Genomic DNA, 15,127 nt, shown 5'->3' on the forward strand with positions numbered 1-15,127 from the left:
CTCCTCAGAAGCTACAGCCATACCGGTTGGGTATGAGAAGCTCCAAGGGCGAGCATGGCCCGGTTCTTATTGACTTTCTATTACACATAAATGCCGACCTGTCGGGTCGCGTCATGCGGACGCTGCGCACTATGGCACCGCGGATCGAGGTCTATTCCATTGATGAGGCGTTTCTCGATCTGCAGGGCATACAGGGCGATCTGGAGCAGCTAGGCAGGGAGGTGCGTGCTCGGGTATTGCGTGAGGTCGGCATTCCGGTCGGTGTTGGCATAGCACCTACGAAAACCCTCGCGAAGTTGGCCAACTGGGGCGCGAAGAAGTGGCCGGCAACCGGCGGGGTGGTGGATCTGCACGATCCAACCCGACAGCGGCGATTGCTCGCCCTGGCCGAGGTGAGTGAGGTGTGGGGCATAGGTCGCCGGATCTCGGTAGGGCTGAATGCCATGGAGGTGGCCACCGCGCTGCAGCTGGCCGACTACGATCGGAAGACGCTGAGGCGGATGTTCAGCATCAACGTCGAACGAACTGCACGCGAGCTTGCCGGCGAGCGCTGTTTCGAGCTGGAGGACGGACCAGAGCCGAAACAGATGATCGCGTGCACTAGGTCATTCGGCGAACGGAAACACACCCTGCAGGAGCTGCAGGAGGCGGTCACGGGCTATGCGACTCGGGCAGGGGAGAAGCTGCGAGGTCAGCGACAACTGTGCCAAGTGCTGCAGGTTTTCATCCGGTCGAGTCCGTTTGACCAGCGAGGGGAGCCCTATAGTCGCGCTGTGTGCGTGCCGCTGCCGTACCCGTCCGCTGATACCCGTGACCTGGTTGCGGCTGCGCTGGGCGGCCTGCAGGCGATTTACAGGCAGGGTCCGGCCTATGCGAAAGCTGGGGTGGTGCTGATGGATTTCACTACTCCAGGGGGTTACACCCCGGATCTGTTCGCGCCGGGGCCACGCGCTGGAAGTGATCGGCTGATGGCCGTGGTCGATGCGATCAATGCCAGACAAGGCAGGGGGACAATCAGGCCGGCCAGGCTGGCAGCTGATCTCGGTTTCAGCATGAAGCGCGAGCGGCTGAGCCCACGGTTTACAACGTCCTGGAGCGAGCTGCTGCGCGTCAGGTGTTAGCGGGCCGGCTTTGCCTCTGCTGTGAGGCGATCGGCTGGGTACTGGCGCATAAACTCCATGCTTTCGCCGGCCGGGGCCTTGAGCCAGCCGCGAATCGATCCGTTCGGCAGGATCACGACCATCCGTTTCTCATCGTCGGGCCGGTGATAGTTGCGCATGAGCTCGTGGTCATCAGCATTCACGGTCAGCATCGACATGCTGTGCACCACTTCGCCGTCAGGGCTCGTCCAGCGCTCCCATAGGCCGGCAATACACATGAGGGAACCGTCAGCCCGGGTGATTCTGGTCGGCACGGCTTTGCCTGTTCGCCAGTCGGGTTCGTAGATGGCCACCGCGGGGATGATGCAGTGCTTCGCTTCTTTCCAAGCCGCACGGAATGAAGGTTTCGCCGCGGCTGTCTCGGACCGGGCGTTGTAGGTGTTGCGTGCCAATTTGGTGTCTTTCGCCCAGAAAGGCAGCAGTCCGAACATGCCGGCCAGCGCCTCAAACTCGGGTACAGCCTCGTCGTGAGGATCCGACGCAATCGGCAGCCGGATGAAAGGCCCCATGTAGGTAGGCCAAAGCTCGGTTTGTATCGGGTCTTCCGGCGCTACGCCGAAGGCATCCAGGAGCTGCTGCGAGGTGGGGGCTTCGTAGTGGCTACACATAGAATGCCTCAGTTTTAGGCTGGCGGAATGACTGAGGAATACATCGGCCCGGTGTAGTTGATCGGCTCGCCGTTCAATTCCTCAGCCATGCGGTTTTTAGAGTCCATCCATTCCTGGAATACATCGATACGCTCATTGAGTAGAGGGTGGTTGTCGGCAGAAGCTGAAACCAGAAACGCGATCGCCTGCCCCACTTCAATACAGACCAGGAGCCCCAGGTTAACGTGCCAACTGTTTCGCCCGTAAACACCCGTCAACTCGAAACCGTGCATCTCGTCCCCGACCGGGCCTATGTCCTCCAGGTGATCCATCACGGATTTTCGATTGGGGTGCGCGCCGAAGTCGATCGAAGCGTCATAGTGCGCCTGGACATACTCAGCCATTGCCGAGCTGATCGGCCTGAGCTCTTTCACGGCATTCGCAACCGTGAATTTATCGCGGCAACTTTTGAGGGCTTCCTTCGAGTCATGGCGACGAAACCAGATGTCGGCTTTCGCTTCGTCACGAGCGATGAGGAAGCCATAGCAGGCAGATTCTAGGGCTGTGCGTGCAATCGGGTACGTCGACACAACATGACCCGACAGCGCCTGCCGTACTGCGCTCAGCAGCATGGTGTAGGCATTCATCACCAGCAGGCCGGCTGTTGGGTGCACCTCATAATCCTGAGCGAATATCTCACTCTGAAATATCTGGTCCATCCGCTCAACCATGTACATCAGTTGAGGCGGTTCGGAGGCATGAGCTTGGGCATTTTTAACGGTTGCGACCAAGTAATCCTGAAGAGTGCCGGCGTTGATTTTCATAGTGCTCCGTCCATGTACGCAAAATCACAGATACGTGATTAACCGTACATGAACCGGCGTCATGCGGGATTGGTTTTCTCGGCGAGAGCGGCGAGAAGGCGGGCATCCTGGAGGGCGTGGTGGGGAGGCTCCTCACCGGCGTAGTCGGCATCGAGGTCGATGCTCAGCAGTCCGGGTTCCGGATGTACGTTGCCCGGTAGGCCTTCAGAACCGGAGAGCCACAGCAGCAGGGGCCAGTCGTGATCTGGGGCATCTGTGATGATCTCCACCGGGCCGAGCGCCTGCAGGAAGGCCAGCAGCTCGGCCCTGGCCTGATCGGTCGTGCGGCCGTAGACGGCGTGATTGAGGAGAGGGAGAACGGTGTAGGTCACGAAGGACGAGCAATCCGGCGGCTTCCAGGTATGTAGTGGTCAACCCATCCCGGACAGTGGGTTAAGTTTTTCTTCGGCCACCGCAGGCGGTAGCCCATCGTTGAATTGATGCGGCCTGATCCAGTTGTAGCGGTGCATCAGGTAATGACTGATGTCCCGTTGGGCCTCCTGAGCTGTCAGGTAACCGGTCTGTGGAATCCACTCCGATTTCAAACTGCGGAACAATCGCTCCATCGGCGAGTTATCCCAGCAGTTGCCCCGGCGGCTCATGCTCTGTTCCATCCGATATCGCCACAACCGTTGCCGAAACAGGCGGCTAGCGTATTGGCTGCCCTGATCGGAATGAAACAGTACCTGCTGCGGTTTGCCACGCTGTTCGTAGGCCATGTCCAGCGCCTTGATCACCAACTCAGCATCCGGCTTGGCAGAAATCGCCCAGCCGACTACTCGTCTCGTATGCAGATCCAACACCGCCGCTAAGTAATGCCAGCGACCTTGTGCCCAGATGTAGGTGATGTCGCCGCACCACACCTGATTGGGGCGCTCAGTGGTGAACTCGCGGTTCAGCCGGTTCGGGATATCTGGTCGCTCAACCGTAGCCTGCTTGTATGCGTGTGAGCCTGGCTGCTTGCTGACCAAGCCCAACTCACGCATCAACCGACGCACACGAAAACGGCCAATGCTGACGCCATCCTCACGCAGCATACCCAGAATGCTGCGACTGCCAGCCGAGCCTCGACTCTGGTTGAACAGCTGGTTAACCTGACTGCGCAGTGCAACGCGGCATGCATCAACACGGCAGCGTCGAAGCCGATGGGCGTAGTAGCAAGACCGCACCACGCCGAAGGCTGAACAGACCACTTCCACCGACTCCCGCTCACTTAACTGGTCTATCAGCGCGTACGATTGAACTCGTCCGACATCAAGAGAGCGGTAGCCTTTTTTAGGATCGCTTTCTCCCGTTCCAGTCGGTCGATCCTGGCTTCCAGCTCCTGGATTTTCTGCTGTTCGGGCGTCAGTGCTTTGCTCTTCGGGGTAACGCCCACGCGCTCCTCTTGAAGCTGTTTTACCCATCGGCGCAGGGCCGACTCAACCACTCCCAGTGAACGAGCTGCTTCGATATGGCTGTAGCCCTGATCGAGCACCAGGCAGGCGGCCTCTCGTTTGAACTCGGGCGTAAAGGAACGACGTTGCTTGGTCATCAGACACCTCTCTATGGCGAGCATTCTCGCCCTAAATGGGTGTCCGGAATCAGTAGACCACTACAGTATCGATCAACTCGACGTAGAGCTCAGGACCTTCAGGCACTACCAAGGCGAGACTGATTAGCTTGGCCTGATAGCGGTTCAGGCTCGTGAACTCGGTATCGAGGTAGATCCGGCTTATCGTCATCTGAGGGTACCTGTTGAGCTATGCACCGTGCATAGGTGTTCGCCCACTTTCCAATTCACGTTTCGACCAGACGCGGCCCCAAATCCGAAACGCCTGCAGCCGATCTCGCCAGGGAACTAAACTGACCTCACAATCGCTATCGATGGCATCCCAACTCCGCTCTCCAGGAGGGCTCATGAGTCCAACGTCGATTCCACTGGAAAGCGCGGTCGCGGCCTGGCTCGTACAGCTGATCGAAAATGAAGGTTTGTATGACGCTATTGCTGGAAAGGAGGCCTTGCTATCAATAGCCGAAGGCGTTCGCCAAGCCGACTTCATTCCCTCATTTGGCATCGACTATAGATCCAGACTGGCCTCCGCGGAAGCAGCAGAGCATGTGCTCAACCAGCTGACATTGCTAGAAATCATCTCCGTAAATATGAGCATCTCTCTTACAACTGGAGAGGTGCTTCGACCGGATATTCTTTGCTTCAACCCTGAGTCAAGAACACTAGTAGTTTTCGAGATTAAGAGAGCGGCAGAGACTGAACGCCAGACAGTCACTGAGCTGGGAGGCTATGAGCAGGAGTTGAGAAACCTTCTGCCATTTGTTGGTGACTACGATATCTGTTTCGTGGTGGTAGCCACTGAGTGGTCCACCCTTTTGAACCACGCAGTGGGCGCCTTGAATGCTTGGTCGGGTAAACGTTGCCTCGCACTCAAGCTTGCACGCGACATATCAAGCCAGGATTTAAGTCTGAGTTGCCACCTCCCAGAAGCTTGGCACCTAACCGGAAGCCTTGCGCTTGCCCCCGAAGCATTGCAGACCATTAACCTGTACCTGGCAGAAGATGACCCAGACATGGACGAAAACTGGCCGCCGAGATCAGTCATTACCGCCATGGATGTAATAGCTCGCGCTGGTGATCGAGCCGGATCTCACGGCTTCATGATGCTCTGGAAAGATGTCAATGGCATGGGTAGAGGCGTCTGGGGCCTGACCCTTTGCGGCATCGATCCATACTCGATGTATGCATGGTGGAGAAACCATGGCCTGCCTCAGCGCGATTCCGACATCGCCCTCTTCTTCGATAAAAACCGAGCCGATATGCCTGGCCTCATACCAAGCTCCGTTTTTGCACACGTCGATGAGGCAAGACCTCTGCTATCTGATCGCTATTACCTTGAGCTTGGCGATGCCTTTAGCTGGGGGGTGCAAATCAAGGCTCTGCGCATACAAGCCCTGCCGAGACGATTCGAGTTCTGGGGCAGCCTTGGACAATACGCCCAGAAGTTTGTCTGCAACCCAAGTGTTCGTGACCGATATATGCCCTACATTGGTCACAATGATCTGGACTGGACAGATCCGGACGTGGCACTTCCGCTTATCCAAAACCTAGCGGAAGGCACTCCGTTTTCAGGAGGACAGATACGTTGTAGCGACGCGTTCAAATTAGGTACGACTATTGGCACACTCATCCTAGCGCTGAGGAATGCAGCGGCCAGCATCGCTGCGGCGTTGAAGCTAGAACCGTTCGTTTGCTGGTCTCAATACGAAGCGCTTCGCTATGCGATTGAAATGAAGCAGATCAGCGAGGGAACTGATATTGAGGAGCCAATTCCTACCCTGACGAATGATCCCGAGAAAAGACTGCAGGCTGCGGAGGCAATGAGACGCTGGATTTTTTCCCACCTCCTTGGAAATGATCATCCCTTTCATCAGCACTGCTTTGAACTCGGATGCAGCGGGCCTTTTCTGTTTAGTGACTTGGCATCACGACTTGGCTATCAGCTTCCCCGAGAGCCCCGAGAACAGATGCTTGGTGAGCTGCGTGAAATTATGAAGCGAGCAATCCCCCAGGTCGCGACCAGCGTGGGATACCAAGTACGCAGCGATGCCTACGAGGCGTTTGCCGACTATCTATCCCCCTACCTGGATATTGAACATTGTCACGACGAAATGTCAGTTAGGGCTGCGGTCGATGCTATGCCTGATGATGAACTGGTTGCTCAATTCCCCATGGAGATTTTGAAAGGTATCGACAGCATTATCCCCGTGGTTTTTCACCAGGCTAAAGCTGTTCAGATCGCTGCAGTCGACTGGGATTGGCTCAAAGCCGGGATTCGAGCTTTGTACGATGCTGGTAACCATCACGGAGCAGTCATCCGCTATCTGGATGGAACCATTGGGACTGGATGCGTGGATAAAGGCATGGCCAGCGTGCTAGAACCCATTTCCGCTCCAAGCGAGGAAGTCTACTTCTATGACAATCTCGCAGGGCACGCCCTCCTAGCGAAAGTCACGTGGCAGAAGCTCATTGAAACGGTTACTTCCGGTTAACTTGTTCAGCCCTTTCAAATCAGGGCGGTGACACGCACACCCCATCCAAAGACCGGCAGGAGCTGGCTGATTCCGTCAAAAAATTCGGTACATGCGCCACATCCTCCGACGTCGTCCGTTAACCTATGCACCGTGCATAGGTCTCTTTGCATGTGGTGAGGGGTCGTTCCCTCCTTGTTAGTCGGGCAGCTGAGTCTTCATTTCGGCGAGCAGATCGATGATACGAGCTTGCTGTCGTGGGTCTGACGGGGCTGCTGCCTTGGCTACTGCTTCCGGGTGATCCAGAAGAGTTCGCAGCGCATCGCGGTCGTTTTCGTTCAGATCAAGGGCAAAAGCTGTCCGAGTGGTCATTTTATTGTCCGTGCAAGTGCAACTGGATGCCGGCCGCCCGGCACTTGGCCAGCATTACCGAATTGTCGTAACAAAAGAGTTCGACTCGATCCCGGGTACTGCTGGGGGCGTCGTCGAAAAGTGCGTTGCGCAGATCCAGGAGAACGGCCTCGGTCGGAGGCCACGGGCTGAAAAGAGCCAGGTGCCAACTGGTGTTTGTGTCGCCTGGTAGGCCAAGAACTTGGCTCGGCACGGCATAGGCAGCACTGACCGGCACTACCAGATTGCAGATGGTCATCGTCAGGATGAACGGACCGGCCAGGCCGTTGCCTGGAGAGGCGCGCAGCTCGGCGAGCTGCGCCTCCAGGTGCTGGATCTGGTGATCGCGCATGCGCTCGGCCAGTCGCTGGATCTCGGAGAGGGTGGAGTCAGACATCATCCAAGCCCTCCAGCATGTCGATCAGCCGTGCGTGCTCCTGGTCCCAAAGGCTCAAGAAGTTGTGCCAGTCGGACACATACGAGCCATTGAGCTGGCGAGTTGAACCGATTGAGGCAAGTGCAAAGCGCGTAGCCCATGGCTCAGCTATATCGATGTCTCGCACGTAGGGGATGTAACCCTCCACAACGGTGACCGGCACAAGGGCTTGCACTTCTCCTGTCGACAGATGCGCAGCTTTACCGATCGGATGTTCTCGATCCAGCTGAAGGATTGCGGACAGCTCGCGCAGAGCTGCTCGGCGCACCGCGAAATCGAATGAGCTCAGGGCTCTCAGAGCAGTGCGCCGCCGACGCTCACGCTCCTGGAGGAGGTAAACAGACAGATGCTCAGCGCTGGCATCCACCATCTGGGCGCAGAAAAATGCTGCCGCCGGGAGTCTGGTCATCCGCGCCTGGACATCCCTATCGGCCCCAACAAACGCAACGCGCAGACCGAACAGTGCCGATGTGTTCAGCGCATCTCGCGCGGCTTTCAGCGCGTAGATGATTTCAGACTGCTCAAATCGCTCAGTGCGATCGACCAGCAGATAGATCGGCGCGCGGAGACGGGCGCTCGCCGCCTCCAGGGTTGCCGAGAGCGTATGCCTCGGCACCGTTCCGAGCTGATCGGCGATCTGCTCAATCGCCAGTTGCATGCTGTCTGCCTCGGTCAACATCGCGACCGGACGTCCAACGGCGTGCAGGACTTCGGCAATGGCCTGGGCGGTGCCGGCAGGCGCGTGGATGAACAGGCCTGAGCTGGTGTCGGCGATCTGATTGAGCAGCGGCGATGAAGCCGCCGCACCGTTAGTCCTGGGAGTTGGCATTACATTGACCTCCTCTGTGCTGGGGTTTCCTGCGTCTCCTCCTCCACCGTCGCCGGTTTCGGTGCAACCGGCGGCTGCGGGGCTTCGGCCTGCTGATCGGGCGCCGCCTGCTGCAGCTGGCTTTGTTGTCGCCGGAGCAGGTCGTTTGGATCCTCTCCATCAGCCATTTTGTAGTCGTCCCGGCGGTCAGCGACCTGCAAGTCGGGAGCTTGCTCGGCGAGCAGTTGCTTCAATGCTTCGGTATGTCGGGTGCCTGCATCGTCCCGGTCATAAACGAGATCGACCTGCCGGGCACCAGTGCGGTTGGCCAGGCCGCGCAGTGCACGGGCGGTATCATCGGCCGGGTTTCCGCCTGAGCTGACGTAGAGCGTGCGAGCGCGCTGTTCTGGTGTATCGAGCTGGTAGAGACTCAGGGCATCTAGGCCGCCCTCTGCAACTTTGATTCGCTTCGGGTTCTCGCAGCTTGGGTTGGCGATGTAGACGCCTCGCTCGCTCTTAGAGAAAAGCGCAGGGCCATCCTGCTTGCGTTCGAAACCGGTGAATTTTCCGTCTTCGCGGACATGGGGAAAAACGGCGTTGCCGTATCGGTCAGTACGGCATTTCGTCCCGGCGAGGGTCTGCTCGGAGATCCCGCGGGCCAGCAAGAACCGGTTCGGCTCTGCGGTGGTCTCTTGGTACTTCTCGTAGGCCTTCCTGCGGCGAAGCTCCTTCTTAAGTGCCTCCGCCTCTATCCTGGCCTGGACTTTCGCATCGCGCTCCGCGGCGCTCATGCCCTGATAGCGAGCGCCGGCCTCGAAATCTTTGTTGAAAGCGACCTTCCGCAACTCGTCGCGGGTTTCCAAAAAGCTCTGTCCGGTCGAACGTTGGTGGAGGTGGAAAACGTCGCCGCCGAGGCCAGATCCTGCCCCGGCCTTCGTCGCTACCCAGCTCGGTTCGCCTTTGGCATTGGGTTTGAGGGTGATCTCACGCATGGGGTCAGCCTTATCCAACGCTTTATTCTCCATCCGCACACGGGCTCCAGATCCGCTTACCTGGACGTAACCGAGCCGCTCAGCGTGTTCGCGCAGATCCACGCGATCACGGATAGCCTGCGTTTCGCGCTGTTGCTCGGCCTTCGTCCAGACACGACGAGGCTTAGCCATATCGGAACCTACTTGGCCTTGGTCGGCGGCAACAGATCGTTCAGCTCGCTCATTTTCGTTTTCCTGCTTTGGGGTTGGGAGTAGAGGGACTGGCTCGGCCAACAGCGCAACGCGCTTGGCGTCGGCCGGCAGCTCATAGGGTTTGCCCGGCTTCTGGCGGGTGTCGTTTGGCAGATCGATAAGCCCGGTCACCAGGAAACCCCGGGCAACGGAAAGGTCATGGTCGGCCTGCGTGGCTGGCATGACCTGGATCTCTGGCGACTTTTTGGGCTCGGCCTTCGGCTCGGTCGGGTACTCGAAACGCTCGCCGGCTTTCTCCAATAGATCCTTGGTGCTCGGCTGCTGGGCCTTGATCGGCCGATCTTCGTAAAGTCCGGCTTCAGCGTTGGCACGGATCAGGGCGCGGAACTCTTTATCGGCGTCCAGGGCGCAGCGTTTGCTCTTAAAGCCTTCGGTGTTGCGCGCGAGGGTGTCGAGCGAATCCTGGTCATTCGCGGTGTAGAACGCGCAGGCATAGCGCGATCGCGTAAATGCCACGTAAGCGAGGCGGCGATCCGAGGACTCGGAGGTCAGATAGAACGCCCGATCGACTGTGAGACCCTGGCTCTTGTGCACGGTCATCGCGTAGGCGTGATCGATCGAGGCGTAGTCGGACAGGCTCCAGCTCACCTCCTCCTTGGTGCGATCAAGGCGCGCAGTGAGCTTGGTGTCGTAGATCGGCTCGCCGTTATCGGCTGTGCCGGTCTGCACGCGCTCGATCCTGATGAGTGTCGCGCGGTCGCCGTTGTAGACCGGCTCGCCATCGATCTTCTGGTTTTTCCGCAGCATGATCCGGTCGCCTGGAGCCAGATCGAGGTCGGCGTAATCACCTCGGCCGGTCTCCACCGGAATGCGGACCTGCTGGGCCTTGTCCAGTTCGCCAATCTCGAATCGGTGCTCCCGCACCTTGTTATTCAGCGAGCGGACGGATTGATTGCGGTCAGCCAGCAGCAGGATTTCCTGCCAGTCGGTGCCCTCTGCGTGCGCCTGCAGGGCGTCGTGCATAACCAAATCGATGGGTTTGTCTCTGGTGTCGTCGGCAGGCATTTTCAGCAGGCCGCGGGCCTTCATCATCTCCAGGGCATCAGGGCCGCCCTGCTCCGCTGGACCCTCGAACCAGGCCTGAGAGATCGCACGATCTGCTGGATCATTCTGGCGTGCGATTTGGATCAGCTCAGCACAACCAACCTCCTCGGTCAGCATGTCCAGCACCGAGGCGGAACCCACGGCCTCTAGCTGGCGGCCATCACCGACTAAGATGAGTTTGGCGCCGGCAGCGTCGCAGTACCCAGCCAATTTGTGCAGGGTGCGCAGATCCGCGAGGCCCGCCTCATCGCAGATGATGACGTCGCTGGGACGCAGTTTTTCCCGGTACTGAGCGTTGTCGTTTTCCAGGCGCATCAGCAGCGAGTGGATTGTGCGAGCCTGGATGCCAGCCGAGTTCTGCAGCTCCGCGGCAGCTGCGCCAGACGGCGCCAGACCGATCACCCTGTTACCTGCAGACTCGTAGGCCTCGCGTAGCGCGGCCAGGCTGACGGATTTACCAGTACCGGCAGCGCCCTGGATGATCTGAAAGCGAGCCCCGGAAGTACAAAAACGAACGACTGCGCGCTGCTCGTCGCGCATAGGGTAGCCCTTTTCCCGCTCGATACGCGCGATGGACATTTCCACATCGAGCGGTTTGATCGTGAATCGAGCGTCAGGACGCTGAGCGGCATGGGCGTAGGCCAGCAGCTCGGCTTCGAGCTGGCGGTAGATCTCGGTCGTGAATTCGCGGTGGCGCCCTTCCTGCGGCAGCTCGATCACCCCGAGCTGACGGATAAGTCCAGCCTTGATTGCCGGGATCGCTGGCTCGCCTCCATGCAGAATAGCCAGTTGCGCAGCAGCGCGATCGAGGGCGTGCTCGCCAAATACGGAGGCGTTGCGGAACACAAGCTGTTCGGCGAAGAGCTTAGTTTCCGGGGTCAGGTCGCCGCGTTGCAGCTCCTGGTGAAGGTTCTGGAGTTGCTCGCGCCATTCGGCGCGGAGTTCGTCTGAGTCACGCTCCTTCTTTCCCTCGCGCGTGCGCTTGGCTGCGCCTCGTGCCGAATCAGCGCCACTGGCACCCATCTCGTCGAGCACCTTGAGGATCTCCATGCGGCGGGTGGAAAACTCCAGCACGGTTTCCCGGGAAATGCCGGCCACGCGAAGCCCGTTCCGCGCGAGGTCAGCTTCAAAATGCTTGGCAAGCTGAGGGAGATCCCGGCCGAGTGCGTGGGCTAGATAGCAATCAAATAGGGCCGCGAACTCTCCCTGACGCTTGTACAGCTCGCCACCATCGAGCGGCCGCCACTCGCCATCAGGCGTAAGGCAGGCGTTCGGAATCTCGATGTGAACATGGAGATGAGGTTCCTGGTTCCGATTGGTGAAGTGCAAATACGAAGCGGCCATGGCCTTTCCGGCGTAGCGGTCCACTCCTTGGGCGCCAAGCCTGTAGCCGAAGTACCCCTGTTTCTCCGCGTACTCAAAGGTCCGTCTCGAGGCCTCCATCATGGCCCGTTCAAAAATGATCTGCTGTTCGCGCGGTAGCGAGGCATAAACCAGCGAGAGGGTCTTATCCACATTGAGGCTGGTCGAGAACCCCGCCGTCCCGGTGCCACGCTCAAGCTGATCCTGGCGGCGCTTGAGGACATATGACTCCCTGGTGCGGGGGTTGATGCCGCTCATCAGGGCGGCGTAATCACCATCCTGTGGCGTGATACCCAACCCCATTGCCTCGGCGCCTTGACCGAGATACTCGGCCAGCAGCGTGTCGGCGCCGGGCTTGTGGTAGTAGTCCTCTCCCCCGGTAGACAGCACCTGATCGTGCTCGTCGCCGAGGACGTGGCCCTCGCCACGCTCGAAATAGTTCGCCCGCGCGCCGATATCGCCGCCGGTGAATTTGTCGATCGTGAAGATGGCCACCTCACGCACCCTCGGCGTTGAACAGAGACTTGAGGTGTTCAGCCACCGCGCGCTGCGCTCCCAACCGGCTCGCCTCCGCGATCCGAGCCCCCAAAAGGGCGAGTGAGGATTCAATCTCAGACCGGATCGCGAGCGATTCCTTGGGATCCAGGGCGACGATTTTGGCCGTATGCAGAGCAAGATCACCGCGCACCAGGGCGACCAAATCTGCGGTCGGAACAGCCTCCAGGATGGTCTGCAGCACAGCCGATTTCGGGACCCGCAGGTCCCGAGCGAGGCGCTCGAACGCCAGCTGAGCGGCCTCAGTAGCCATGCTCTGTGTGTGGTTTTTCCTCTCGAAAGCCATTCCCTCTCCTGCCCTTCAGGGTAGCTACTACCGCTGTAGTAGCTAGCCGATCTCTCGTAATGCCCGGCTGGTGCGGGCTGGCACGGATGCACCTCGCGAAGCGAGTGCAGCCGTGTTAAGCCTCCGCCTCTAAACTACATAATCTTTATAGAATATCAACGATATTTTGTTTATCTATTTTCATCTTTTGCTATCTTTATAGAAACACGATAGCGTTAGGCAAGCATCCTGATAGCTATAGAGGCATCACGCAGGAATCTTTAGAGATTCTCGATAGAATCGACGCGTACCTTTGTACTTACAGGAGAGACCCAATGTTCAAGCGCCCCGAAGACGAAGAAGACATCGATGCATACCTGCGCGATATGGCAGAGGAGGAAAAGGCGGTGACAGACCGGCTACGTGCCCTGATCGCGCAAAAGAAAGCAGAGGCCCTTGAAGGGACAGACTCTGCTCGTACTCGCGGTCACGCGACTCGTGTGCTCCGACCACGGATGGCAGAGCTGAGATCCATGATGCTGCTGGGGCTATCGATTAAAGAGATGCTCGACTTGCTGGAGCAGGCAGGCGTACTGGTCAGCTACCACAGCTTGCGCACCTTCCTGAAAAAGCATCTCGCGGCGGAGTACCGCGAATGCATGGCGATCGGGTCGTCAAAAGGCATCAACCCTGATATCGGACAGGAACCAGACGCTCAATTGAAAACCCAGCCTGCAACACAGACACCGGCCGCCGCAGATCATGCGAAACCCACGGCTCCGGCCAAATCGATTCGGAAGCTAAAAGAAAAGGCTGACGCGATCGATTACGACAAATTCCGCGAATAACCGCGGCAACTGAGAAGGAAGCACCTATATGCGTATCGCAATCGTGAACATGGGCGGCAACCAAGGCAAAACTACCCTTGCCGTCAATCTGTTCTCTCCTCGCATGCCGGAAGCGAAGATCCTCGCCGTCGAAACAATCAATGCCGCCGGCGGCGACCTCGGCGCCGAGGTCGAGAAACTGCGTGGCGAACAATTCTCGCGCATCTACGCCGAGTTGGCCGCGGCCGACGATCTGATCCTCGACGTGGGTGCCTCGAATATCGAAGACTTTCTCGAAGGCCTGGAGCGCTTTGAAGACGGCCACGACGAGGTTGACCTTTTCGTGATCCCAGCGACCCCAGCGAAGAAAGAGCGCACCGAGGCGATGAAGACCGCGCAGATGCTGCATGAGCTAGGCGTCGCGGGCGAGAAGATTGCGTTCATTTTCAATCGCACCTCTGATGCTGAGCAGGATTTTAGCGACGTGCTGCGCTTCGCAGAAAAGACTAGCGTAGCCCGCGCCGATGCAGAGGTTTTCGTACCGGAGTCCGAGCTGTTCACCCTGCTCGCCGACAAGAAGCTCAATATCGCGCAGGCTCTGGCAGATGAAACAGACTGGAAAGCCCAACTCAAAGCGGCCTCTAAGTCAGGCGACAAAAAAGGCTTCGACAAGGCTGCTGACATGGTAGCGATCCAAAAAATGGCGCGCTCAATGGATCGCCAGCTGCAGCATGTTTTCAAGTCGCTGACTGCACCGGTAGGTGCATGAGATGAGTGCTCTCCCGCCGAATGCTAGCGATGCTGCTCTCAGCCGGGAGCAGATCATGCTGCGCGAATTATTCGAGGATCACTACAAGCTGGCTGATCGTTTCGAAGCTGCCGCACAGCAAATCTCGGTAGTCGAACGCAGCCTGCACGGCACCGAAGGTCAGCTGGGTATCGCCGAGCTATTGCTCGATGCTGCAGAGCAGTGTCGCCGCGGAGCAGTTGCAGTATCTCAACTCAATATCGGTGAGCTAGCGGCAACGGTTACTCAGCTGAATGAGCAGGCAAAAGCACTGCCTCGGCAACTTCTTCGGCCAGAAGAGTCACAAGCTTTTCGGGAGTCCCTAGAGCGCGCATTGCTCGCTGACGCCACACGCATTTTACGAGTCGCGTACGAGTCGGCGATGACCAGTGGTTGCCTCGAAGCCGTTGAAAACGCGCTCACGGAAATGCAAAAGCGGATCGACACCTCATCATTGGAACGATGCCAGGCAGCAGAAGAACGGAGCAAAACCTTTCAAGCTGAACTGGGGCGGACAGCAAAAGAACTGACTGCGGCTCGCGAGCGAGTTAAAGAGCACAACATAGCACTGAATAACCAGCGCGATCTTCTGAACGCTCGATTTGCTGAGCACCTGGCGGCAGCACGGAAGTGGAGCTTAGCCAAATTTGCTACCGGGGCGATCCTTGGGGCCGTGCTGTCCATCCTCTACCTGGCCCCTCAGATCGAAGATTTCCTGGCATCTGAAATCATCTATAAGCCTATTCACGAACGGCGTTAAAACGCCAAAACCACTG

The 15,127-nt window shown here is 58.4% G+C and carries 14 protein-coding genes; 5 read left to right on the forward strand and 9 right to left on the reverse strand.

Annotated elements, in window-relative coordinates:
* A partial coding sequence (locus ACVRRC_RS17545) for a DinB/UmuC family translesion DNA polymerase (protein ID WP_472997308.1) occupies nucleotides 1-1,121 on the forward strand: 1,121 nt, incomplete at its 5' end.
* Here the strand turns inward: ACVRRC_RS17545 and ACVRRC_RS17550 are convergent.
* The 4 genes from ACVRRC_RS17550 to ACVRRC_RS17565 form a co-directional block, all read right to left on the reverse strand.
* Nucleotides 1,118-1,768 (reverse strand): SOS response-associated peptidase, encoded by a 651-nt coding sequence (locus tag ACVRRC_RS17550; RefSeq protein WP_322319431.1) that lies wholly within the window; start codon nucleotides 1,766-1,768, stop codon nucleotides 1,118-1,120. The two genes, ACVRRC_RS17545 and ACVRRC_RS17550, sit on opposite strands and share 4 nt — an antisense overlap.
* A 14-nt stretch (nucleotides 1,769-1,782) precedes the next feature.
* On the reverse strand, nucleotides 1,783-2,571 hold the full coding sequence (locus tag ACVRRC_RS17555; protein ID WP_322319430.1) for a hypothetical protein: 789 nt from the start codon (nucleotides 2,569-2,571) through the stop codon (nucleotides 1,783-1,785).
* Between the two features lie 59 nt (nucleotides 2,572-2,630).
* Nucleotides 2,631-2,942: a hypothetical protein gene (locus tag ACVRRC_RS17560; RefSeq protein WP_472997309.1), complete on the reverse strand. Its 312-nt coding sequence runs from the start codon at nucleotides 2,940-2,942 to the stop codon at nucleotides 2,631-2,633.
* A gap of 39 nt (nucleotides 2,943-2,981) precedes the next feature.
* Nucleotides 2,982-4,144 (reverse strand): IS3 family transposase gene (locus ACVRRC_RS17565; RefSeq protein ID WP_085982656.1). Its coding sequence is split into 2 segments (ribosomal slippage): nucleotides 2,982-3,889 and nucleotides 3,889-4,144, totalling 1,164 coding nucleotides; the frame shifts between segments, so codons are not numbered across the junction.
* A gap of 365 nt (nucleotides 4,145-4,509) precedes the next feature.
* Here ACVRRC_RS17565 and ACVRRC_RS17570 point away from each other — a divergent pair.
* A complete protein-coding gene (locus ACVRRC_RS17570) occupies nucleotides 4,510-6,654 on the forward strand; it encodes a hypothetical protein (RefSeq protein WP_472997311.1) in 2,145 nt (714 codons plus the stop codon).
* A gap of 177 nt (nucleotides 6,655-6,831) precedes the next feature.
* Here ACVRRC_RS17570 and ACVRRC_RS17575 read toward each other — a convergent pair whose 3' ends face one another.
* Genes ACVRRC_RS17575 through ACVRRC_RS17595 form a run of 5 tightly spaced genes read right to left on the reverse strand, consistent with a single transcriptional unit; the run spans nucleotide 6,832 to nucleotide 12,758 of the window.
* Nucleotides 6,832-7,005, reverse strand: coding sequence for a hypothetical protein (locus ACVRRC_RS17575; RefSeq protein WP_322319427.1), 174 nt, complete (start codon nucleotides 7,003-7,005; stop codon nucleotides 6,832-6,834).
* 1 nt (nucleotide 7,006) lies between these two features.
* Entirely contained in the window at nucleotides 7,007-7,420 is a 414-nt protein-coding gene (locus tag ACVRRC_RS17580) for a hypothetical protein (RefSeq protein ID WP_322319426.1), read from the reverse strand.
* A complete protein-coding gene (locus tag ACVRRC_RS17585) occupies nucleotides 7,413-8,288 on the reverse strand; it encodes a hypothetical protein (protein ID WP_322319425.1) in 876 nt (291 codons plus the stop codon). The genes ACVRRC_RS17580 and ACVRRC_RS17585 overlap by 8 nt, the downstream gene beginning before the upstream one ends.
* Complete coding sequence (gene mobF, locus ACVRRC_RS17590; RefSeq protein WP_472997312.1) at nucleotides 8,288-12,412, reverse strand: MobF family relaxase; 4,125 nt, start codon at nucleotides 12,410-12,412, stop codon at nucleotides 8,288-8,290. Before mobF ends, ACVRRC_RS17585 begins: the two co-directional genes overlap by 1 nt.
* A gap of 1 nt (nucleotide 12,413) precedes the next feature.
* Nucleotides 12,414-12,758: a hypothetical protein gene (locus ACVRRC_RS17595; protein WP_322319423.1), complete on the reverse strand. Its 345-nt coding sequence runs from the start codon at nucleotides 12,756-12,758 to the stop codon at nucleotides 12,414-12,416.
* A gap of 314 nt (nucleotides 12,759-13,072) precedes the next feature.
* Between ACVRRC_RS17595 and ACVRRC_RS17600 the strand changes: the two genes are divergently transcribed.
* Genes ACVRRC_RS17600 through ACVRRC_RS17610 form a run of 3 tightly spaced genes read left to right on the forward strand, consistent with a single transcriptional unit; the run spans nucleotide 13,073 to nucleotide 15,111 of the window.
* Nucleotides 13,073-13,585 (forward strand): hypothetical protein, encoded by a 513-nt coding sequence (locus ACVRRC_RS17600; protein WP_322319422.1) that lies wholly within the window; start codon nucleotides 13,073-13,075, stop codon nucleotides 13,583-13,585.
* Nucleotides 13,586-13,613: 28 nt separating this feature from the next.
* A complete protein-coding gene (gene stbB, locus ACVRRC_RS17605) occupies nucleotides 13,614-14,333 on the forward strand; it encodes a StbB family protein (protein ID WP_322319421.1) in 720 nt (239 codons plus the stop codon).
* 1 nt (nucleotide 14,334) lies between these two features.
* Nucleotides 14,335-15,111, forward strand: coding sequence for a hypothetical protein (locus ACVRRC_RS17610; protein ID WP_472997313.1), 777 nt, complete (start codon nucleotides 14,335-14,337; stop codon nucleotides 15,109-15,111).
* Nucleotides 15,112-15,127: the final 16 nt, after the last annotated feature.

Source organism: Stutzerimonas sp. LR2, from assembly GCF_055755175.1.